At 74.0% G+C, this 19,463-nt stretch carries 22 protein-coding genes; 9 read left to right on the top strand and 13 right to left on the bottom strand.

The window, feature by feature from the left end:
* Window positions 1-23: 23 nt before the first annotated feature.
* Window positions 24-653, bottom strand: coding sequence for an MBL fold metallo-hydrolase (locus tag Q0967_RS16090; protein ID WP_299451062.1), 630 nt, complete (start codon window positions 651-653; stop codon window positions 24-26).
* A complete protein-coding gene (locus tag Q0967_RS16085; RefSeq protein WP_299451059.1) occupies window positions 650-1,786 on the bottom strand; it encodes an S-(hydroxymethyl)mycothiol dehydrogenase in 1,137 nt (378 codons plus the stop codon). The genes Q0967_RS16090 and Q0967_RS16085 overlap by 4 nt, the downstream gene beginning before the upstream one ends.
* 285 nt (window positions 1,787-2,071) lie before the next feature.
* On the opposite strand from Q0967_RS16085, the gene Q0967_RS16080 reads away from it, so the two are divergent.
* Window positions 2,072-3,037 carry a hypothetical protein gene (locus tag Q0967_RS16080; RefSeq protein WP_299451057.1) on the top strand — a complete coding sequence of 322 codons (966 nt, stop codon included), beginning with the start codon at window positions 2,072-2,074 and terminating at the stop codon, window positions 3,035-3,037.
* 282 nt (window positions 3,038-3,319) lie between these two features.
* On the opposite strand, the gene ispF is transcribed toward Q0967_RS16080, so the two are convergent.
* Genes ispF through Q0967_RS16065 form a run of 3 tightly spaced genes read right to left on the bottom strand, consistent with a single transcriptional unit; the run spans window position 3,320 to window position 5,522 of the window.
* Entirely contained in the window at window positions 3,320-3,808 is a 489-nt protein-coding gene (ispF, locus tag Q0967_RS16075; RefSeq protein ID WP_299451054.1) for a 2-C-methyl-D-erythritol 2,4-cyclodiphosphate synthase, read from the bottom strand.
* Window positions 3,805-5,037, bottom strand: coding sequence for a 2-C-methyl-D-erythritol 4-phosphate cytidylyltransferase (gene ispD, locus Q0967_RS16070; protein WP_299451051.1), 1,233 nt, complete (start codon window positions 5,035-5,037; stop codon window positions 3,805-3,807). The genes ispF and ispD overlap by 4 nt, the downstream gene beginning before the upstream one ends.
* A gap of 2 nt (window positions 5,038-5,039) precedes the next feature.
* Window positions 5,040-5,522 (bottom strand): CarD family transcriptional regulator, encoded by a 483-nt coding sequence (locus Q0967_RS16065; protein ID WP_058889990.1) that lies wholly within the window; start codon window positions 5,520-5,522, stop codon window positions 5,040-5,042.
* Window positions 5,523-5,857: 335 nt separating this feature from the next.
* On the opposite strand from Q0967_RS16065, the gene Q0967_RS16060 reads away from it, so the two are divergent.
* On the top strand, window positions 5,858-6,403 hold the full coding sequence (locus tag Q0967_RS16060) for a hypothetical protein (RefSeq protein WP_299451048.1): 546 nt from the start codon (window positions 5,858-5,860) through the stop codon (window positions 6,401-6,403).
* An 82-nt stretch (window positions 6,404-6,485) separates the two neighbouring features.
* Here the strand turns inward: Q0967_RS16060 and phoU are convergent, their stop codons facing one another.
* Window positions 6,486-7,184 (bottom strand): phosphate signaling complex protein PhoU, encoded by a 699-nt coding sequence (gene phoU, locus Q0967_RS16055; protein ID WP_299451045.1) that lies wholly within the window; start codon window positions 7,182-7,184, stop codon window positions 6,486-6,488.
* Between the two features lie 199 nt (window positions 7,185-7,383).
* Here phoU and Q0967_RS16050 point away from each other — a divergent pair, with 199 nt between their 5' ends.
* Window positions 7,384-8,646 carry a cell wall metabolism sensor histidine kinase WalK gene (locus Q0967_RS16050; protein ID WP_299451043.1) on the top strand — a complete coding sequence of 421 codons (1,263 nt, stop codon included), beginning with the start codon at window positions 7,384-7,386 and terminating at the stop codon, window positions 8,644-8,646.
* Complete coding sequence (locus Q0967_RS16045; protein WP_299451040.1) at window positions 8,643-9,326, top strand: response regulator transcription factor; 684 nt, start codon at window positions 8,643-8,645, stop codon at window positions 9,324-9,326. Before Q0967_RS16050 ends, Q0967_RS16045 begins: the two co-directional genes overlap by 4 nt.
* A 60-nt stretch (window positions 9,327-9,386) precedes the next feature.
* Here Q0967_RS16045 and Q0967_RS16040 read toward each other — a convergent pair whose 3' ends face one another.
* From Q0967_RS16040 to mshA, 3 genes are read right to left on the bottom strand one after another with little or no spacing between them, the layout of a single operon-like run.
* Entirely contained in the window at window positions 9,387-10,142 is a 756-nt protein-coding gene (locus Q0967_RS16040; RefSeq protein WP_299451037.1) for a phosphoglyceromutase, read from the bottom strand.
* Between the two features lie 17 nt (window positions 10,143-10,159).
* Entirely contained in the window at window positions 10,160-10,678 is a 519-nt protein-coding gene (locus tag Q0967_RS16035) for a YbjN domain-containing protein (RefSeq protein ID WP_299451034.1), read from the bottom strand.
* Window positions 10,671-11,966, bottom strand: coding sequence for a D-inositol-3-phosphate glycosyltransferase (gene mshA / locus Q0967_RS16030; RefSeq protein ID WP_298752489.1), 1,296 nt, complete (start codon window positions 11,964-11,966; stop codon window positions 10,671-10,673). Before mshA ends, Q0967_RS16035 begins: the two co-directional genes overlap by 8 nt.
* An 83-nt stretch (window positions 11,967-12,049) precedes the next feature.
* On the opposite strand from mshA, the gene Q0967_RS16025 reads away from it, so the two are divergent.
* Together Q0967_RS16025 and Q0967_RS16020 are read left to right on the top strand one after the other, a co-directional pair.
* Window positions 12,050-12,880, top strand: a complete 831-nt coding sequence (locus tag Q0967_RS16025; protein ID WP_299451150.1) for a class I SAM-dependent methyltransferase — start codon at window positions 12,050-12,052, stop codon at window positions 12,878-12,880.
* Window positions 12,881-12,988: 108 nt separating this feature from the next.
* Complete coding sequence (locus Q0967_RS16020; RefSeq protein ID WP_298752487.1) at window positions 12,989-13,318, top strand: DUF2516 family protein; 330 nt, start codon at window positions 12,989-12,991, stop codon at window positions 13,316-13,318.
* Between the two features lie 129 nt (window positions 13,319-13,447).
* Here Q0967_RS16020 and dtd read toward each other — a convergent pair whose 3' ends face one another.
* The 3 genes from dtd to Q0967_RS16005 form a co-directional block, all read right to left on the bottom strand.
* Window positions 13,448-13,873, bottom strand: a complete 426-nt coding sequence (dtd, locus tag Q0967_RS16015; RefSeq protein WP_299451030.1) for a D-aminoacyl-tRNA deacylase — start codon at window positions 13,871-13,873, stop codon at window positions 13,448-13,450.
* Window positions 13,874-13,922: 49 nt separating this feature from the next.
* Window positions 13,923-14,936 (bottom strand): asparaginase, encoded by a 1,014-nt coding sequence (locus Q0967_RS16010; protein WP_299451028.1) that lies wholly within the window; start codon window positions 14,934-14,936, stop codon window positions 13,923-13,925.
* A gap of 64 nt (window positions 14,937-15,000) precedes the next feature.
* Window positions 15,001-16,017, bottom strand: a complete 1,017-nt coding sequence (locus Q0967_RS16005) for a folate-binding protein YgfZ (protein ID WP_299451025.1) — start codon at window positions 16,015-16,017, stop codon at window positions 15,001-15,003.
* Window positions 16,018-16,113: 96 nt separating this feature from the next.
* On the opposite strand from Q0967_RS16005, the gene Q0967_RS16000 reads away from it, so the two are divergent.
* Window positions 16,114-17,343 (top strand): LCP family protein, encoded by a 1,230-nt coding sequence (locus Q0967_RS16000; protein WP_299451024.1) that lies wholly within the window; start codon window positions 16,114-16,116, stop codon window positions 17,341-17,343.
* Between the two features lie 16 nt (window positions 17,344-17,359).
* A complete protein-coding gene (locus Q0967_RS15995; protein ID WP_299451022.1) occupies window positions 17,360-17,854 on the top strand; it encodes an FABP family protein in 495 nt (164 codons plus the stop codon).
* Between the two features lie 6 nt (window positions 17,855-17,860).
* Here Q0967_RS15995 and Q0967_RS15990 read toward each other — a convergent pair whose 3' ends face one another.
* Window positions 17,861-18,664, bottom strand: a complete 804-nt coding sequence (locus tag Q0967_RS15990; protein ID WP_298752474.1) for a hypothetical protein — start codon at window positions 18,662-18,664, stop codon at window positions 17,861-17,863.
* Between the two features lie 65 nt (window positions 18,665-18,729).
* On the opposite strand from Q0967_RS15990, the gene Q0967_RS15985 reads away from it, so the two are divergent.
* Window positions 18,730-19,458 (top strand): response regulator transcription factor, encoded by a 729-nt coding sequence (locus Q0967_RS15985; RefSeq protein ID WP_298752472.1) that lies wholly within the window; start codon window positions 18,730-18,732, stop codon window positions 19,456-19,458.
* Window positions 19,459-19,463 lie beyond the last annotated feature (5 nt).

The following is a 19,463-nucleotide window of genomic DNA, read 5'->3' as shown; positions in this document are numbered from 1 at the left end:
GGCGCAGCCTACTCCGGTGCTGCTCACTCCCCCCGGTCGATCCACTCCTGGCGGTGCGGCTTCTCCTCGCCGATCGTCGTGGTGTCGCCGTGGCCGGTGTGGACCACGGTGTCCTCGGGCAGGGTCAGCAGCCGGTCGGTGATCGACTCGACGATGACGTCGAAGTCGCTGAACGACCGGCCGGTGGCGCCCGGACCACCCTGGAAGAGGGTGTCGCCGGAGAAGACGACGCCGAGGTCGGCGAGGTAGAAGCAGCAGGCTCCGGGCGCGTGCCCAGGCGTGTGCAGCACCTCGATCGTCACGCCCGCGACCTCGATGCGCTGGCCGTCGGCCAGGTCCTGGTCCCAGCGCGCCTCGGGGTGGGTGAGCTCCCACACCGGGGCCTCGCCCGGGTGCAGGAGCAGCGGCGCGCCGGTGCGCTCCTTGAGGTCCAGCGCGGCGTCGACGTGGTCGCTGTGCGCGTGGGTGAGCAGGATGGCGCGCACCTGCCGGTCCCCGACGACCTCGGCGATCGCGTCTGCGTCGTGCGGTGCGTCGATGACGACGCACTCGGTGTCGTCGCCGAGCACCCAGACGTTGTTGTCGACGTCCCAGGAGCCGCCGTCGAGCTCGAACGTGCCGCTGGTGGTCGCGTGGTCGATGCGCGCGCTCATGCGCCCACCTCCGCGCCCGCGGCGGCGCCCTCGTCGAGGACCACGACCGAGCGGAGCACGTCGCCGCCGTGCATCTTGGTGAAGGCAGACTCGACGTCGCCGATGCCGATGGTCTCGGTGACGAACGCGTCGAGGTCGAAGCGCCCCTGGCGGTAGAGGTCGATGAGCATGGGGAAGTCGCGGCTGGGCAGGCAGTCGCCGTACCAGCTCGACTTCAGCGCACCACCGCGGCCGAACACGTCGATGAGCGGCAGCGTGACCTCCATCTCCGGGGTGGGGACGCCGACGAGCACCACGGTGCCGGCCAGGTCGCGGGCGTAGAACGCCTGCTTGTAGGTCTCGGGCCGGCCGACCGCCTCGACCACGACGTCGGCGCCGTTGCCGTCGGTGAGGGCCTGGATCGCCTCGACCGGGTCGGTCTCCGTGCTGTTGACGGTGTGCGTCGCGCCGAACGTCTTGACCGTCTCCAGCTTGCGGTCGTCGACGTCGACGGCGATCACCGTCGTGGCCCCGGCGAGCGAGGCGCCGGCGATCGCCGCGTCCCCGACCCCGCCGCAGCCGATGACCGCGACCGAGTCGCCCCGGGTCACGGCGCCGGTGTTGACGGCAGCACCGAAGCCGGCCATGACGCCGCAGCCCAGGAGCCCGGCCGCCACGGCGGAGGCCTCCCGGTCGACCTTGGTGCACTGACCGGCGTGCACCAGCGTCTTCTCGATGAAGGCCCCGATGCCCAGGGCCGGGGAGAGCTCGGTGCCGGCCATCTCGTCACCCTCGGCGAGGGTCATCTTCTGGCTGGCGTTGTGGGTGGCGAAGCAGTACCACGGCTTGCCCTTGGCGCACGCCCGGCACTGACCGCAGACCGCGCGCCAGTTGAGGATGACGAAGTCACCCGGCTCCACCTCGGTGACCCCCTCGCCGACCGCCTCGACCGTCCCCGCAGCCTCGTGCCCGAGCAGGAACGGGAACTCGTCGTTGACCCCGCCCTCGCGGTAGTGCAGGTCGGTGTGGCACACGCCGCACGCGTCGACCTTCACCACGGCCTCGCCCGGCCCGGGGTCGGGGACGACCACGTCCACCACCTCGACGTCGGCCCCCTTGCTGCGGGCGATGACACCCTTCACGGTCTGCGGCATGCTGCGGTCCCTCTCTCACGGCTGGTCACGATGCTGCGCCCACGGTATGCCGTCCCCTCCCCCACGCGCAGCCGGGGGACGTCCCACCGGTGGCGCCTCCCTCGGGCCCCTTCCCTCGGAGACGGGCACGCGTCGCACTCTCGTGCGTTTCGTGGTGCACGACCTGGTGACACAGGCGTTGCGCCAGGCACGCTCGTGTCACAAGGAACCGCACGACCTGACGCACAGGCGTCGTTGTCCACAGGGCTGCAGCGGGGCAGGCGCGTTTCGCGCCACCCTGGGTGTATGCCGTCGCCCGAGCCCCCCTTTCCCTCCCTCCCCGGACAACGCGGGTTGGCGACCCACGCCCAGCTGCAGGAGGCCGGGTGGAGCACGGCGCAGATCCGGCACCGACGCTCGACGACGTGGCAGACGGCATACCCCCGGGTCGTCGCACCGCACCGAGGACCCCTGGACGAGGACACCCTGCTGGCCGCCGCGGCGCTCTGGGCGGGCGAGCGTGCGGTGCTGACCGGACGGATGGCGCTGCGGCAGTGGGGGCTCCGGGTCCCGGGCATCGAGCGGGCCTTCTTCCTGGTGCCGGAGTCCGCGCGGGCGCGGCGTCACGGCGACCTGGAGGTCGTCCGCACCTCGCGCCCGGTGCCCGCCGCCAAGCGGCTGGGGGTGGTCGCCCTCACGAGCCCCTGCCGGTCCGTCGCGGAGGCGGCCGCCCGGGAGCGAGTCTCGGGGGAGGACCTGGAGAGGCTCTCGATCGCCGTGCTCCAGCGCGGGCTCGCCACACCTCACGAGCTCGATCTCGAGCTCTGGCACCGGCCGCAGGCGGAGGTGGCGGCGGCCCGGCGCGGGCTCGACGCCTTCCGGGACGGGGCGTGGTCGCGCCCGGAGGCTGCCCTGCGACAGGTGTGGGACAGTCGTCCTGATCTGCCCGCGCTGCAGACCAACGTCGGGCTCGTGCACGTGCCGACCGGACACTTCCTGGGCTGCCCGGACGGCTTCGTCGAGGCGCTGGGGCTGGTGCTGCAGGTGCACTCGCGGCAGTTCCACCAGGGCATCGACGACCGCGGAGGCGACCGCTGGGCCACCACCGTCGAGAAGGACGGCGCCATGGTCGGGGTGGGGCTGCGCGTGCTGGGGGTGACGCCATGGACGCTCTACCGGCGGCCGGGCAGCTTCATGGGTCGGGTCGAAGACCTGGTGCGCCTGGGACCGCCGGCGCCGAAGCCCGAGGTGCGCGTTGTGCCGCCCCGCTGAGACCGCCGCCCCTGGGTCCGCGGCGCCGGTCACCTCCCCCAGGCGCACGCTTGTGCATCTCCTTGTGTCACGGACGTGCCTCTGAGCACGCTTGTGACACAAGGAGACGCACGACCAGACGCACAAGCGTGCCCGGTCCACCCGTCAGCCCCATCAGCCCCATCAGCCTCGGCATTTCGCCAGCCTGTTGGCTGCCCGTGCCCGCCAGCGTGACGCTGCGCGTCAGCCCGCCAGCGCGTGGCTGTTCGTGCCCATCAGCCAGCCGGCCACGCCGAGGGCGGCTCAGGCGCGAGGGACGACGAGCGCCGTGGCGATGCAGGCGACGCCCTCGCCGCGGCCGGTGAGCCCGAGCCCGTCGGTCGTGGTGGCGCTCACCGACACCGCGGCCCCGCCCAGGGCCGCCGACATGGCTGCGGCTGCCTCCGCGCGGCGCGGCCCCACCTTGGGTCGGTTGCCGACGACCTGCACGGCGACATTGCCGACCTGCCACCCGGCCGCCGTCAGCATCTCGTGCACGTGGGCGAGCATCTGCCGGCCGCTGGCCCCGGCCATCTCCGGTCGTCCGGTGCCGAAGACCGAGCCGAGGTCCCCCAGCCCCGCGGCGGACAGCAGCGCGTCGCACGCCGCGTGCGCAGCGACGTCGCCGTCGGAGTGCCCCTCGATGCCCCGCTCCCCCGGCCACTCCAGGCAGGCGAGCCAGAGGGCGCGGGCGTCGTCGGCATACCCGTGGACGTCCACCCCGATCCCGGTGCGCGGCACGACGGTCGTCATCGGCAGGCTTCCTCGACGAGGGTGGCGGCGTCCTCGACGCCGGTGGTCGCGGTGTCGATCCTCAGCTCGGCGCCCGCCCAGGCGGTCCAGTCCTGCGCTCGGACCTCCTCCCAGGTGGGGACCCGGTGCCCGTCGATGTCGGCGACCCGACCCTCGACCCGGCTGCGGTGCAGGTCGTCGTCCGAGCACACCAGCTCCACGCGGACGAGCCGGGCACCGACGTCCGCCGCGAGGCCCTCCCACGCCGCCCGCGCCTCGGGCACCGCGTTGACCAGGTCGGCCACGACCGGTCGCCGTGCGGTGGCCTGGTCGGCGGCGACGGCGAGCGCGACGGCATACCCCCGCGCCCCGACCTCGGAGCCGGGCATCCCCGCCCGCACCAGCGCCTGCTCGACGGTGTCGACCCGCACGTGGGTCGCGGCGAGCCGCCGGCACAGGGCCCGCGCGAGCCTCGTCTTGCCGACCCCCGGCAGCCCGGCGAGGACGACCAGGAGGGGCTCGGCCGCTGCGCGCTCCCCGTCGACCCAGCGCGCGGCGATCTCGAGGTCGCCGGGGGTGGTGACCTTGAGCGCCCGGGGGTCGCCGGGGACGACCGCGACGCGACCGCCGGTGGCCTCGACCATCCCCGCGTCGTCAGTATGCCGTGCCTCGCCCCGCGCCTGCCCGTGCGCCCGCTCCAGGGTGGCGCGACGGAAGCCCTGCGGGGTCTGCACCGCGCGCAGACCCGCGCGGTCGGGGGTGGCGGCGACGATCTCGACGGACCCCTCGGCAAGGACCTGCTTGACGGTGTCGGTGACCGGCAGCGCCGGCACCACGGCGTCGTGCCCGGCCCGCACGGCGGCGGCGACGCGGTCGAACACCGCGGTGGGCGTGAAGGCGCGGGCGGCGTCGTGCACCAGCACGACGTCGAGGTCGGCCGGCAGCGCGGCCAGGCCTCCCGCGACGGAGTCGGCGCGCTCGGCCCCGCCGGGCACGACGCTCACGGCCGGACCGGTGACCTGGTCGACCATCTGCTGCCACCCGGTCGGGTCCGGCGGAGCCACGACGACCACGTGCCGCAGCCCCTGGGTGCCCAGCGCGCGCTCCAGCGCATGGAGGACCAGGGGCCGCGCGCGGGCGGCGGTGCCGACAGGCACGAGGGCCTTGGGCCGACCCGCACCGAGGCGGGTGCCGCGCCCGGCGGCGACGAGGATGATGCCGACGCCACCCGCGGCGACGTCCGGCCCCATCGTCAGGAGGCGAGGACCTCGTCGAGGGTGGCCTCAGCGGTGTCCTCGTTGGTCTTCTCGGCGAGCGCGAGCTCGCTGACCAGGATCTGGCGAGCCTTGGAGAGCAGTCGCTTCTCACCCGTGGACAGACCGCGGTCCTTGTCCCGGCGCCACAGGTCGCGCACGACCTCGGCGACCTTGATGACATCGCCCGAGGCGAGCTTCTCGAGGTTGGCCTTGTAGCGGCGCGACCAGTTGGTCGGCTCCTCGGTGTGCTCGGCGCGCAGCACGGCGAAGACCTTGTCCAGGCCGTCCTTGCCGACGACGTCACGGACGCCGACCAGGTCGCAGTTGTCTGCCGGCACCTCGATCGTCAGGTCTCCCTGGGCGACCTTGAGCTTGAGATAGAGTTTCTCCTCGCCCTTGATGGTTCGCGTCTTCATCTCTTCAATGAGAGCGGCCCCATGATGGGGGTAGACAACCGTCTCTCCGACCTTGAACGTCATCGTGGTAAAGCCCCTTTCGGCGGACTCCCAGGATACCACGCGTGGCGCAGGTCACGTAATCCTGAGAACGATGTTTCCGCAGGTCAAAGGGTTGACAAGCATCAGGTGATGTGCTCCGGGCGGGGTCCCCATAGCCCCCGGGGTATGCCGGGACGCCCCCCTCCGCAGCACCCTCCGCCGGGCCCGCCCGCGGCTCCGGCGGACGGTCGGGGAGCCGCGTCGGTGCAGGTGGCGGGGCAGGTCGACGCAGGACGGGGACCGCCCCCGCCCGGGCCTCGGCCAGGTGCCGAGGGGACGACGGGCGGGGCGTGCGGCCCGGACGCTAGGCTGTCCTCGTGACGACTGCACGCACCTCCCGCACCCGCCTCCCGGCTGCCCTGGTGACCGGCGCGCTCGCCGCGCTGGCCCTCACCGGATGCTCGGTCAACTCCCCCCAGGCGACCACGTTCGTCTACGCCCCCGCGGACGGCGTGCAGGTGAACGGCGAGGCGTTCGACGTGCGCGACCTGCTCCTGGTGTCTCAGGGCGACGGAGCACCCGCCGTGGTCTCCGGTGCCGTCATCAACCAGACCGCCGAGCCCCTCACGGTGACCGTGAGCGTGGCCGGGGAGAGCCTGAGCCCCGAGGTGACCGTCGACCCGCACGCCTCGGCCCGCCTGGACGGCGGCCTGTCCAACGACGGCACCGAGGGCGAGCGGGTCGTCGTGCCCGCCCTGGAGGGACCCTCCGGCCAGAACGTCGAGGTCCGCGTCAGCGGTGAGGGAGAGACGCTCTCCTCCACCGCCCCCGTGCTCCTCCCGCAGGGCCCCTACGCCATCTTCGCCGACGACGCCGGCGGCCCGGTCGAGCCTCCCGAGGAGCACGACGAGGGCGACCACTGAGCCGATCCCCGGGCAGCAGCAGCGCCAGCGACGAGGCCCCGGACCGACCAGGTCCGGGGCCTCGTGCGTCGCCGGCGGGCTCTCAGCTCTCGCGCGGCACGCTCCCCGGGTAGCGGTCGTCGTCCCCGGGCAGCTGCTCGTCGTGCCACACCCCGGTCACGAGGTAGACCACGCGCAGCGCGACCGAGACCGCGTGGTCGGCATACCGCTCGTAGTAGCGGGAGAGCAGCGTCGCGTCCACCGTCACCTGCGTCGGCTGGGCCGACGAGGGCTCGAGCAGGAGGCGGAAGACCTCGCGGTGCAGGCGGTCCATGGTGTCGTCGGCCCGGATGAGCTCGCCCGCCCCGTCGGCGTCCTTGCTGTCGATGATGTCGCCGGCCCGCAGGATCATGGCCTCGGCGGTCGTGGCCATCTCCGCGAAGGTCGGGCGCAGCTCGTCGGGGAGGGCGGGCGCGGGGTAGCGCAGCCGGGTCAGCTTGGCGACGTGCCGCGCCAGGTCCCCGCTGCGCTCGAGGTCCGAGCTCATCCGCAGGGCGGTGACCATCTGCCGCAGGTCGGTCGCCACCGGCTGCTGCCGGGCGAGCACGTCGATGGCGCGGTTGTCCAGCTCGCGGCGCAGGGCGTCGATGAGCTGGTCGTCGGAGATGACCTCCTGGGCCAGGGCGAGGTCGGTCTCCATGAGGGACGCCGTGGCTCGCCGGAGCGCCGTCGCCGACAACCGGCTCATCTGCACCAGCTGTCCGCTGATGAGGTCGAGCTCCTCGGTGAACGCGCTGCGCATGCCTGCCTCCTCGGGGTCGGGGTGGGGGGACGGGGCTCTTGCCCCATTGTCGGACACCCGGACAGGTGCCACCAGCGTGGAACCGTGACAGACCCACGTGAACGCCGCACGACCCCCGGGTGAACTCTCGCCGGACAGGGCACCCCCCGGGCACCCGACGTGCACGAGGTGGTCAGCAGCAGACCCTAGGCTGGTCATCGTGAACCCCCTTACCGCCGGGCTCCTGGGGCTCCTCGTGGGGCTGCTGCTGGCAGCGCTGGTGTGGTCGCTCGTGCGATCCGCCGGGCGCCCCGCCGGCGACCCCGAGGGCGCCCCGCCGGTCGGGGTCGTGCCCGAGGGCGCCACGCAGGTGCTGTCGGTGCTGCGCTCGGGCGCCATCGTCGCCGACCGCTCGGCGCAGGTGCACGTCGCCACGGGGGCCGCCCTGGCCTTCGGGCTGGTCCGGGGGAACGACCTCGTCAACACCCGGCTGCGCGAGCTCGTCGCCGAGGTGCTCACGCACGGCCAGGTCACCGAGGACGAGCTGGAGTACGTCCGGGGCCCGCTGTCCTCCGGCAGGGTGCTGCTGGCCGTGCGGGTGGCCCCGTTCGGCGACGGCCTGGCGCTCATCCTCGTCGACGACCGCACGCAGGCCCGGCGGGTGGAGGAGGTGCGCCGCGACTTCGTGGTCAACGTCAGCCACGAGCTCAAGACGCCGGTCGGGGGGCTGGCCCTGCTCGCCGAGGCGATCGCCGGGGCCGCGGACGACCCGGACGCCGTGAGCCGCTTCGCGGGCCGGATGAAGGTCGAGAGCGAGCGGCTCACCCGCCTGGTGGCCGAGATCGTCGACCTGTCCCGGCTCCAGGCCGGTGACCTGCTGGCCGACATGGTCGTCGTGGACGTCGCGGCCTGCGCCGAGGAGGCGGTGGACCAGGCCCGGGTCGTGGCCGGGGCGCGCACGGTGGTGGCGGCCCCCGCGGGCCGACCGGAGAACCTGCGCATCTATGGCGACCACGACCTCGTGACGACCGCCATCCGCAACCTCGTCACCAACGCGATCGCCTACTCCGACGACAAGACCCGCGTCGGGGTGGTCACCCGGCGAATCGACGACCTGGTCGAGGTCTCGGTGTCCGACCAGGGCCGCGGCATCTCCGCGCAGGACCAGGAGCGCATCTTCGAGCGCTTCTACCGCGTCGACCCGGCGCGGTCGCGCCGCACCGGCGGCACCGGGCTGGGCCTGTCCATCGTCAAGCACATCATGGCCGGGCACGGCGGCAGCGTCTCGGTCTGGAGCGAGGAGGGGCAGGGCTCGACCTTCACCCTGCGCTTCCCCGCCGCCGTCGGTGAGACGCGCGCCGTCGGCACCCCCGCGCCGTACCAGCAGGGGCGCCCCGTCCAGGTGTTCGACCCCGCCCACGGCGACGCCCCGACACCCGCCTCGAAGGCGGACCGACCTGACCGAGGAAAGGTGACCCGATGACCCAGATCCTGGTGGTGGAGGACGAGGAGTCCTTCTCCGACCCGTTGGCCTACCTGCTCCAGAAGGAGGGGTATGACGTCACCGTCACCGAGACGGGGACGGACGGGCTGTCCGAGTTCGAGCGCAACGGCGCCGACCTCGTCCTCCTGGACCTCATGCTGCCGGGCATGTCCGGCGTCGACGTCATCCGGGCCCTCCGCCAGCGCTCGAGCGTGCCGGTCATCATGCTCACCGCCAAGGACTCCGAGGTCGACAAGGTGGTCGGCCTGGAGCTGGGCGCCGACGACTACGTCACCAAGCCCTACTCCGGCCGCGAGCTGCTCGCCCGGATCAAGGCGGTGCTGCGCCGGCAGAGCGAGCCCGAGGAGCTCATGCCGTCCACCGTCGAGTCCGGGCCGGTCCGCATGGACGTGGAGCGGCACACGGTGTCCGTGGACGGGAAGTCCGTGTCGCTGCCGCTCAAGGAGTTCGAGCTGCTCGAGATGCTGCTGCGCAACGCCGGGCGGGTGCTCACCCGGGGCCAGCTCATCGACCGGGTCTGGGGCAGCGACTACGTCGGCGACACCAAGACCCTGGATGTGCACGTCAAGCGGCTGCGCGCCAAGATCGAGCCCGACCCGTCGCACCCGCAGCACATCGTCACGGTCCGCGGGCTGGGCTACAAGTTCGAGACCAGCTGACTCGACCGCTCCAGCCGGGCGCGGGCGGGGGGAGTCCGGGGGGCGCAGCCCCCCGGAGGTCTACTTCTTGCCCTGGTCGGCGACGGCCTGGATCGCGTCGGCGGCGGCCGCCGGGTCGAGGTAGCGCCCGCCCGGGGTGGTCGGCGCGAGGTCGGCGTCGAGCTCGTAGAGCAGCGGGATGCCGGTGGGGATGTTGAGCCCCGCGATGTCCTCGTCGCTGATGCCGTCGAGGTGCTTGACCAGGGCCCGCAGGCTGTTGCCGTGGGCGGCGACCAGCACCGTTTGCCCCTCGCGCAGGTCGGGGACGATCGCGTCGTCCCAGTAGGGCAGCATCCGGGCGACGACGTCCTTGAGGCACTCGGTGCGCGGCAGGTCCTCGCCGAGGTCGGCGTAGCGGGGGTCGCCGGCCTGGGAGAACTCGGCGTCGTCCTCGATGGGCGGGGGCGGGGTGTCGAAGCCACGACGCCAGGCCATGAACTGCTCCTCGCCGTACTTCTCCCGCGTCTGCGCCTTGTCCAGGCCCTGCAGCGCCCCGTAGTGGCGCTCGTTGAGCCGCCAGTGCCGGTGCACGGGGATCCAGTGGCGGTCGGCGACGTCCAGCGCGGTGTTGGCGGTGGTGATCGCGCGACGCAGCAGGGAGGTGTGCAGGACGTCCGGCAGCAGGTCCTCCTCCAGCAGCAGCTCGCCGGCCCGGCGCGCCTCCTCGTGGCCGGTCGGCGTGAGGTCGACGTCGACCCACCCGGTGAAGAGGTTCTTCTCGTTCCACCGGCTCTCGCCGTGGCGCAGCAGGATCAGGGTGTATGCGGCCTCGCTCATGCGGCCCACCCTACCGATCAGGGCCGACCGACCGGGCCCTCGGTCGAGGACTCGAGCTCGGCCCGGAAGGCCTCGAGGTTGGCGGTGGACTCGCCGCGGTCCACCCGCCAGGCCCACTCGCGCCGGATCGAGGTCCAGAAACCCAGTCGCAGCAGCTCGTTGAAGGGCTCGTCGCAGGCCGCCAGCACCGCGCCGAGCATCTCGTCGAGCACCGACTCGTCCACGAGCCCGGCCAGCGGGACGCGTCCGGTGAGGTAGACGTCGCCACTGGCGTCCACGGCATACCCCACGCCGGGCAGCCGCAGCGCCCGTCGCAGGAGGTAGCGGTAGAACGCCTCGTGGTTCTCGTCCGGGTTGCGGATGACGAAGGCGCGCAGCTCCAGCGCGCGCTCCCCCACGACGAGGGACAGGACGGTCCGCAGCTTGCGCTCCCCCGGCAGGGCGACCGCGGTCTCCCCCGGACGGGTGCCGACCTCCCAGGCGACCCCGAGGGCGTCGAGCTGCTCGCGGAGCCGGGTCTGCGCGGACTCATCCATGCGGGCCTCCTCGCCGACGTGCGTGCTGGTCCTTCGCGGCAGCATAGGCCGACAGCAGGGCGTCCACCGTGCGCTCCCACGAGTAGCCCTGCGCGTGCGCCACGCCCTGCGCCGACCACGCCGCCCGCTCCTGCGCGTCCTCGAGACGCCGCAGCGCGTGCTGCAGGGCGTCCGCCCACGTGCCCGGGTCGTGCCCGTCGACCAGGACGCCGGCCTCCCCCACCGCGAGCGGCAGCCCGCCGACGCGCGCGGCCAGGACCGGGGTGCCGCAGGCCAGGGCCTCGATGGCGACCAGCCCGAAGGACTCGTTGTGGGACGGCACGACCACGAGGTCGGCGGCCCGCATGCGGCGCGCCAGCTCCGCACGGGTCACCGGCGGGGCGACGTGCACCAACCCCTCGACGCCCTCGGCGGCGGCCAGCTGCTGCAGCGCCCCCGGGGTGGCCGTGCCGGAGCCCGAGAGCCCGCCCAGCACCGAGACGACCAGCCGGTCGCGCAGCGCGGGGTCACGCCGGACCAGCTCGGCGGCCGCGCGCACCAGCACGTCGGGGGCCTTGAGCGGCTGGATGCGGCCGACGAAGAGCAGCACCCGGTCCTGCGGCGCCAGCCCGAGGGCGCGGCGGTCGGCGGCGCGGTCCCCGGGCCGGAAGGTCTCCAGGGCGACCCCGGGCGGGACGACGTGCACGCGTGCGGGGTCGGCGGAGTAGAGCTGCACGAGGTCGCGGGCCTCGGACGGGGTGTTGGCGACCAGCGCGTCAGCCCGGTCGACGAGCTCCTGCTCGCCCGCGACCCGCGTCTGCGGCTCGGGGGTGTCGCCCGCCGCGAGCGCGGCGTTCTTGACCCGGGCCATGGTGTGCATGGTCTGCACCAGCGGCACGTCGAAGCGTCGGGCGGTGAGGCCGCCGGCCTGGCCGGACAGCCAGTAGTGGGCGTGGATGACGTCGTAGTGCCCCTCGGCGAGGCCGGCGACGTGCCGCGACAGGTCGTCGGCGAAGGCGCAGAGGTGACCCGGGAGCTCGTCCTTGGGCACCCCCTCGCGCGGCCCGGCCGGGACGTGGTGCACCGTCACGTCGAGGCCCGGCTCGAGCTCGACGCTCCCGGACCCGTCGGAGCCCGCGCGGGTGAAGATGTCGACCTCGACGCCACGACGCGCGAGCCGGGTCGCCGTCTCCACGACGTAGACGTTGAGACCGCCCGCGTCCCCGGTGCCCGGCCGCTGCAGCGGTGAGGTGTGCAGCGAGACCATCGCGACCCGGCGGACCGGCGGGTCGGCGGCGGTCGTCGTCACGCCAGCAGTGTGGCACGCGGCGCCGGGGGTCGACCTAGTCTGGGTCGGTGCCCGCCCGCCCCGTCCGCCGACCCGTCGGCGCTATCACCCGCGGCACCACCAACCCCAACCGGCTGCGCAAGGTGGACCGCTGGATGGGGTACGCGCTGGGCGGCCTCCTGCGGGCGGCGCCGGAGCCGCCCGTGGTGGTCGACCTGGGCTTCGGCGCCTCGCCGGTCACCGTGCTGGAGCTGGCCGACCGGCTGCGCCGGGTGCGCCAGGACGTCCGGCTGGTCGGGGTGGAGATCGACCCCGTACGGGTCGAGCGGGGTCGCCCGCTGGCGGACCCGCCTGGGGTGGACTTCGCGCTCGGCGGCTTCGAGGTGCCGCTGCCGGGGGCGCTGGGGGCGGACGCGCGACCGACGGTGGTGCGGGCGTTCAACGTGCTGCGCCAGTATGCCGAGGACGAGGTGGCGCCGGCCTGGACCCGGGTGACGCAGAGGCTGGCCCCGGGTGGCGCGCTCGTGGAGGGCACCTGCGACGAGCTGGGCCGGCTGGCGAGCTGGGTGGACGTCCGTCGTGGTCCGGACGGGGGGCCGGAGCCGCTGTCCCTCACCCTGTCGCTGCGTCTGGCGGGGCTGGAGTCGCCCTCGGTCGTCGCCGAGCGGCTGCCCAAGGTGCTCATCCACCGCAACGTCCCGGGCGAGCCCGTGCACGCCTTCCTCGGGGCGCTGGAGTCCGCATGGGCGAGGTCGGCGCCGATGGCGAGCTACGGCGCCCGCCAGCGGTTCGTGGCCACCGCCCGCGCCCTGCGCGGGGACGGCTGGCCGGTGAGCGGCGGCGTCGCCCGGTGGCGCCTCGGTGAGCTCACCGTCGCCTGGCCCGCCGTCGCCCCCACCTCGACGACCTCCACCCCCGCACCGGACGCGCGGTAGGCATACACCGGACGCGTGCCAGGCATACACCGGACGCGTGCCAGGCATACACCGGACGTCGCCCGCCGCCGACAGGCTGCGTCCAGCCAGGCGGCGTAGGGTGGTTGCATGCCAGCCATCTACGAGGCACAGAACCTGCTGCAGGTCGTCGTGGGCGTCGCGGTCTTCGGGATGATGCTGTGGGCGCTCATCGACTGCGCCCGCACCCGGGCCGACGCGTTCGCCGCCGCGGGCAAGCGGACCAAGCAGTTCTGGCTGCTCCTCACCGGCGGCGCGGCGCTCATCGGCTTCATCTTCATGTTCAGCCCGTTCTCGATCTTCAACGTCATCGCCGTGGTCGCCGCCGCGGTCTACCTCGCGGACGTCCGCCCGGCCGTGAAGTCGGTCCAGGGGCACGGCGGGGCGTCCAGCCACATGGGTCCCTACGGCCCCTGGTGACCCCCCCCGGGTCGGGGGTATGCCCGGTGCGGTCTGAGCACGCGTCCGGTGCGGTCTGAGCACGCGTCCGGTGCGGCCTGAGCACGCGTCCTGTGCGGTGGTGACGGTGACGGGCCCTGGCTCGAGCGGTCAGGTGTCGACGAGCAGGGTGAACGGGCCGTCGTTGACGAGCTCGACCTCCATCATCGCGCCGAAGCGGCCGGTGGCGACCTCGACGCCCCGTTCCCGCAGCGCCGCCACGACGGCCTCGACCAGGGGCTCGGCCACCGCCCCCGGCGCCGCGTCGCCCCAGGAGGGACGTCGGCCCTTGCGGGTGCTGCCGTAGAGGGTGAACTGGCTGACCACCAGCACCGGCGCCCCGGTCTCGAGCACCGACCGCTCCTCGCGCAGGATCCGCAGCTCGGCGATCTTGCGCGCCATCGTCGCCACGTCGGCCGGGCCGTCGTCGTGGGTGGCGGCCACCAGCGCCACGAGACCCGGACGGGTGATCTCCCCGACCACCTCGCCCTCGACCCTCACCGCAGCCCGGGTGACCCGCTGCAGCACCGCCCGCACTAGCCCGCCCCCGGCCGGCCGTGCCCGGGGGACACCGCCCGTGCCCGCATCAGCGCGCCTCGGGCAGCACGGCGCGCACCGCGCCGACCCGCTCTCCGTGCCCGCGCACCACCGCCCGCGCGTCGAGGGCGTCCATCACGTCCGCCGCCTCAGGACCCAGCTCGTGCGCCCCCGCCCGGCGCAGGGCGGCGGTCGCGACGACCACCCGAGCCCGCTCCCCGCCGTCGGTGATCTTGACGGACAGGCCGCGACCGTCCGCCAGCCCCACGGCGTAGACCGACTCCGCGCCGTCCTTGGCGATGAGGCCGGGCACCGCCGCGATGAGCTCGGTCACGTCGCGACCGGTGCCGCCGAGGAACTCCGGGTGGCGCCGGATCGCCTCCGCGACCCGCCCCTCCTCGGTCGAGGCGTCCGCCGCGGCGATCCGCCCGAAGGCCCGGGCCAGCCCGGTGGAGGACACGCCGAGCGCGGGCGCCCCGCACCCGTCCACCGTCGAGACCGCGACGGGCTCGCCGGTGAGCTCCTCCACCACCTCGACGACGAGCCGCTGCAGCGGGTGCTCGGGGTCGAGGTAGCTGCCGGTGTCCCAGCCCGCCGCCACGCAGGCCGCCAGCATGCCGCTGTGCTTGCCCGAGCAGTTCTGCGCCAGCGAGGTCGCGGGACTCCCCTCCCGCACCCAGCGCCGCCGCTCGTCCTCGTCGAACGGCAGCTCGGGCGTGTTGCGCAGCGCCGACTCGTCCAGACCCACGGAGGCGAGGATCCGCCGGGCCCCCTCGAGGTGTCGCTCCTCCCCCGAGTGGCTGGCGCAGGCGAGCGCGAGCAGCTCCCCCTCCAGCACGGCGCCCGCGCGCAGCATGGCGACCGCCTGCAGGGGCTTGAGCGAGGACCGCGGCAGGATCGGCGCGTCGACGGGCCCGAGGGCGAGCTCCGGCGAGCCGTCCGGGCCGGTCAGCGCGACGACGCCGTGGTGCACGGACTCGACGAAGCCGTTGCGCACCACCTCGGCGACGACCGGCGCGGACGCCAGGGGTGAGTCGGAGGTCTGCGGGGGGTGGGCTGCCATGCGCCCGATCCTGCCAGCCGTCCCCGGAGCCCCGGCACCCCGGGAGGCCCGGGTATGCCCTCGCTCAGCCGGCGACGACCACCGTCTGCGCGGCGGACGCGCCGTCGGCGAGCAGCGTCATACCGGGGTCGAGGTTGCGCTTGACCAGCGCCAGCGCGATCGGTCCGTCCTCGGCGTGCCGCGCCACCGTGGTGAGCCGGCCGACCGCACGACCCCCCTCCAGCGGCGTCAGCTCGGTCCCCGCCTCGGGGATGACGTGCCCCGAGCCGTCGAGGTGCAGGAAGACGACCCGCCGGGGCGGGCGTCCGAGGTTCTTCACCCGGGCGACCGTCTCCTGGCCCCGGTAGCAGCCCTTGTGCAGGTGGACGGCCGTGCGCAGCCAGTCCAGCTCGTGCGGGATGGTGCGGTGGTCGGTGTCCACGCCGGCCCGGGGCCGCCAGGCGGCGACCCGCAGCGCCTCCGCCGCCCAGGTGCCGGCGAGCGGCCGGTCGCCCACCGCCGCCGCGAGCTCGGAGCGGGGCACGAGGAGCTCGCGCCAGGCGCGGCCGTGGCCCGGGTGCTCCTCCCCCTCGGGGCCGTAGCAGAACGTGTCGCCGACCGGCCCCGGCCACGGGTCCACCCAGGCGACCGGCTCGCCGTCGACCGACTCGCGGGCGACCGGCTCGCCGAGCACGGCGTACGCCGCGCTGACGTCGGCGACCTCCACCCGCAGCATGAACCGCATCGAGTCCAGCCAGCCCGCCACCGCCGCGGCCGCGCCCGGCTCGGTGGTGATCCACGTGGTCGTGCCGTCGTCGACGACGTGCAGCGCGTGCTCGACGTGCCCCTTGGGCGAGAGGACGAGCGTCTCGGCCGAGCGCCGGGCGGGCAGGTCGACCAGCTGCTGGGTCGTCAGCGAGTGCAGCCAGCTCAACCGGTCCGCACCGGTGACCGTGACCACGCCGCGGTGGGAGAGGTCGACGACGGCCAGCCCCTCGGCGAGCAGCCGTTGCTCACGGTGCGGGTTGCCGTAGTGCGCGGCCACCCCCGCGTCGACCCCGGTGCCGTCCACGGCCCCCTGCCGCTCCAGCAGCACGCTCATCGTCTCCTCCTCCTGACGTCCGGGCCGGTCACCACCACCACGGTACGCGCCCGTCGTCACGGAGAACATGCAGGCTGCAGGCATACAATCCGGCCCATGCCGGCTCACGACACCTCCCGCCACCGCGAGGACCAGCCCACCCGCGACCGCGGATCACGCCACCCGGTGCGTGCCCTCGTCGTCGGGGTGGGCCTGCTGGCGCTCGTGGGGGTCCTCGCCCTGGGCGGCTACGCGTTCTTCCTCCAGCGGACCGTCGAGGGCAACATCGAGCGGGAGGACCTCAACGCCGACGACAACTCGGTCGTGACCATCTCCCCGGACCGGTTCGGCTCCACCCGGCCCGGTGAGGACGAGGCCGAGGCCGAGGACGACGGGTCGGTCGACCTGGACGGGACGGTCGGACCGGACGGCGGGACCGGCGAGGAGCAGTCCGAGGAGGACGCCGCCGCCCCCATCGTGGGCGAGGACGGCGAGGAGATCGAGGTGCCGACCAGCGAGTTCGTCGCCACCAGCCCCGAGCGGCCCGCGGAGGCCGGGGAGGCCATGAACTTCCTCATCATCGGCTCGGACAGCCGCGACCTGTCCGTGGAGCGCGGCCGCTCGGACGTCATCGTGCTCATGCACGTCAACGACGAGCGCGACCGGGTCGACCTCATCCACTTCCCGCGCGACCTCTTCGTGCCGATCGCCGGCACCGGTGGCTCCTCCAAGATCAACGCGGCCTACTCCTACGGCGGGGCCCCGCTGCTCGTCCAGACCCTGCAGCCGCTCATCGACGTGCCGATCGACCACGTCGTCATCGTCAACTTCGAGAGCTTCCGCGCGATGACCGACGCCATCGGCGGGGTCGACGTCAACGTCGCCGAGGCCTCCCCCGGCTTCCCCGAGGGCGTCATGCACATGGACGGCGCGACCGGGCTGGAGTTCGTCCGGGAGCGGTATGCCCTGTCCCAGGGCGACATCTCCCGCGGGCAGCGTCAGCAGGCCTTCATCCAGGGGATCATGACCGAGGCGCTCTCCCGGGAGACGCTGACCAACCCGGCCCGGCTCTCCCGGTTCGTCGACGCGGCGACGACGAACCTCACGGTGGACGCGGACCTGCAGGTGGGCGACATGCGCGACCTGGGGTTCGCCATGCGCGGCGTGCGCGGCGACGACATCCACTTCGAGACCGCGCCGTGGAGCGGCATCGCCGACCACCCGGTGGCCGGCTCCATCGTCGTCATGGCCGACGAGCAGATGCAGGTCCTCTCCGAGCACCTGAAGAACGACACCATGGAGGACTACACCGACCCGGTGTCCCCGCGCTCGGGCTTCGGCGGCTAGTCCCTACCATGGTGGGGTGCCCATCGAACTCGACCCGACCATGCACCCGGACAACGCCCCCCTCGCCTGGCTGCTCGGCACCTGGGCCGGGGCGGGGGTCGTCGGCTACCCGACGATGACGTCCCGCAACTTCGGCCAGGAGGTCGAGGTGACCCACGACGGTCGCCCGTTCCTGCACTGGACCTCCCGGACCTGGCTGCTCGACGAGCAGGGCGAGAAGGAGGAGATCTTCGCCGTCGAGAGCGGCTACTGGCGACCGCAGCCGGACGGCGACGTCGAGCTGCTCCTCGCCCACCCGACCGGCGTCGTCGAGATGTACTACGGCAAGACCGGCCAGGCCAAGGTCGAGGTCGCCACCGACAGCATCGTGCGCAGCCCCAGCTCCCCGGAGTATGCCGCGGCGCAGCGGCTCTACGGCTACGTCAACAGCAACCTCATGTGGGTCATGGACATGGCCGCGCACGGGCACGAGATGCAGTCCTACATGTCCGCCGAGCTCCGGCGGGTCTGAGGACGCTCAGCCGGGGAAGGACGAGGGCAGGAACGCCAGGCCCACGAGGTAGGGCGTGACGCCCACGACGAGCACCGACAGGACGCCCGTCACCAGGCGGGGGCGTGAGTGCACCAGCGTGGGCAGCCCCACCAGCACGGCCCGCAGGGCGTGGCTCACCGCCCCGGCCGCCACCCCGAGCAGCACCCAGGTCTCCCACGGCGCCCCGAGCGAGAGCGCGACGCCGAGCGAGGCGGCAGCACCCCCGGCCATGGCCAGCGCCAGCAGCCACCCGGCCAGCGCCCGCCAGCGGACCGCCAGGTCCGTCACCGACGAGGCCGCGGACGCGGCCAGGGCCCCCAGCAGGAGCCCGATGCCCCCCGCCGTGTGGCTCGCGGGGACCATGAGGATCCCGCATGCCACCAGGGCCAGCCCGAGCACCACGGCGCTGACCGACTGCACCACCCGGGGCCGGCCGTCCCGACGCAGGATCTGGTGCAGGAAGGCGGTGATCATCGCCAGCGCCAGGGCCGCCGGGACCCATTCCAGCCAGGGCTCCTCCTGGCGGACCCCCACCGAGACCACCAGCGCGAGCCCTCCGATGAGGAGCACCGCGGCGGTGCCCCGCGGCGAGGGCAGCCCGAGGGTGCCCGACCAGCCCCAGGCGACCACCACGGCGCACGCCGCGAGGGTCACCGACAGCAGCCAGGGCGCGGCGACCGCCGACACGGCCAGCAGGCCCGCCACGGCGCACACCACCACCGCCAGCGCCCCCACCAGTGCTGGCGTGGGGGCATCGGCGACCCGCGCGCTCGAGGTGGGGTACGGCATACCTCCATCTTGCCGCACCCGTCCTGGTGGAGCCCGCAGGCGGGGTGACTCCTTATCCTGGGTCCGTGGCCGACCTGGTCCTGCTCACCCCGCGCCCCGCCGAGGACACCTCGGCGGCGCTCGTGCTGCCCGGTCTGGCCCTGCTGCCGCACCGGGTCTCGGTCCTGGGGATGGACGTCGGCACCCTCGTCAGCCGGGGCGACCCGGACCTCGTGCTCGTGGACGCGACCGCCGACCTGGTGCAGGCCCGCGGGGTGCTGCGCTCGCTGTCCGCCCTGGGTCTGGGGGTGCCGGTGCTCGCCGTCGTCGGCGAGGGCGCCCTCGCGGTCCTCGACGACCAGTGGCCGATGGACGACCTGGTCATCGCCACCGCGAGCCCGGCCGAGCTGTCCGCGCGGCTGCGGCTGGCCCTGGGCCGCGGGCCGCGCGACGCCGGTCCGGCGCCCGACCCGGTCAACGGGGCGGGGGGCGCGGAGGAGCCGGAGACCATCCGGGTCGCGGACGTCGTCGTGGACGAGGCGAGCTGGACGGTGCGGGCCGGGGGCCGGGCGCTGGACCTGACGTTCAAGGAGTTCGAGCTGCTGCGCTACCTCGTGCAGCACCCGGGCCGGGTGGTCACCCGCGACATCCTGCTCCAGCAGGTCTGGGGCGGGGACTACTACGGCGGCACGCGGACCGTGGACGTCCACATCCGCCGCCTGCGGGCCAAGCTCGGGCCGGAGCGGGAGTCGCTCATCGGGACCATCCGCGGCGTCGGCTACCGCTTCACCGGGGCGCGCACCACCGAGCGCTGATCTGC

Origin of the sequence: uncultured Serinicoccus sp., from assembly GCF_947500995.1 — a bacterium.
In the GTDB taxonomy this organism is placed as follows: Bacteria; Actinomycetota; Actinomycetes; order Actinomycetales; family Dermatophilaceae; genus Ornithinicoccus.
Note: the sequence above shows the minus strand (reverse complement) of the source record. Positions and strands in the feature narration are given on the sequence as shown.

Excerpts from the sequence above, each read along its gene's own strand:
- Q0967_RS15990 (WP_298752474.1), bottom strand. The coding sequence starts at position 18,664 with ATGCCGTACCCCACCTCGAGCGCGCGGGTCGCCGATGCCCCCACGCCA.
- ispF (WP_299451054.1), bottom strand. The coding sequence starts at position 3,808 with ATGACGACCGTCGTGCCGCGCACCGGGATCGGGGTGGACGTCCACGGG.
- Q0967_RS16000 (WP_299451024.1), top strand. The coding sequence starts at position 16,114 with ATGCCGGCTCACGACACCTCCCGCCACCGCGAGGACCAGCCCACCCGC.
- Q0967_RS16035 (WP_299451034.1), bottom strand. The coding sequence starts at position 10,678 with ATGGATGAGTCCGCGCAGACCCGGCTCCGCGAGCAGCTCGACGCCCTC.
- ispD (WP_299451051.1), bottom strand. The coding sequence starts at position 5,037 with ATGGGGCCGGACGTCGCCGCGGGTGGCGTCGGCATCATCCTCGTCGCC.
- Q0967_RS16005 (WP_299451025.1), bottom strand. The coding sequence starts at position 16,017 with ATGAGCGTGCTGCTGGAGCGGCAGGGGGCCGTGGACGGCACCGGGGTC.
- phoU (WP_299451045.1), bottom strand. The coding sequence starts at position 7,184 with ATGCGCAGCGCGTTCACCGAGGAGCTCGACCTCATCAGCGGACAGCTG.
- Q0967_RS16010 (WP_299451028.1), bottom strand. The coding sequence starts at position 14,936 with ATGGCAGCCCACCCCCCGCAGACCTCCGACTCACCCCTGGCGTCCGCG.
- Q0967_RS16085 (WP_299451059.1), bottom strand. The coding sequence starts at position 1,786 with ATGCCGCAGACCGTGAAGGGTGTCATCGCCCGCAGCAAGGGGGCCGAC.
- Q0967_RS16080 (WP_299451057.1), top strand. The coding sequence starts at position 2,072 with ATGCCGTCGCCCGAGCCCCCCTTTCCCTCCCTCCCCGGACAACGCGGG.
- Q0967_RS16040 (WP_299451037.1), bottom strand. The coding sequence starts at position 10,142 with ATGAGCGAGGCCGCATACACCCTGATCCTGCTGCGCCACGGCGAGAGC.
- Q0967_RS16020 (WP_298752487.1), top strand. The coding sequence starts at position 12,989 with ATGCCAGCCATCTACGAGGCACAGAACCTGCTGCAGGTCGTCGTGGGC.
- Q0967_RS16045 (WP_299451040.1), top strand. The coding sequence starts at position 8,643 with ATGACCCAGATCCTGGTGGTGGAGGACGAGGAGTCCTTCTCCGACCCG.
- Q0967_RS16090 (WP_299451062.1), bottom strand. The coding sequence starts at position 653 with ATGAGCGCGCGCATCGACCACGCGACCACCAGCGGCACGTTCGAGCTC.
- Q0967_RS16065 (WP_058889990.1), bottom strand. The coding sequence starts at position 5,522 with ATGACGTTCAAGGTCGGAGAGACGGTTGTCTACCCCCATCATGGGGCC.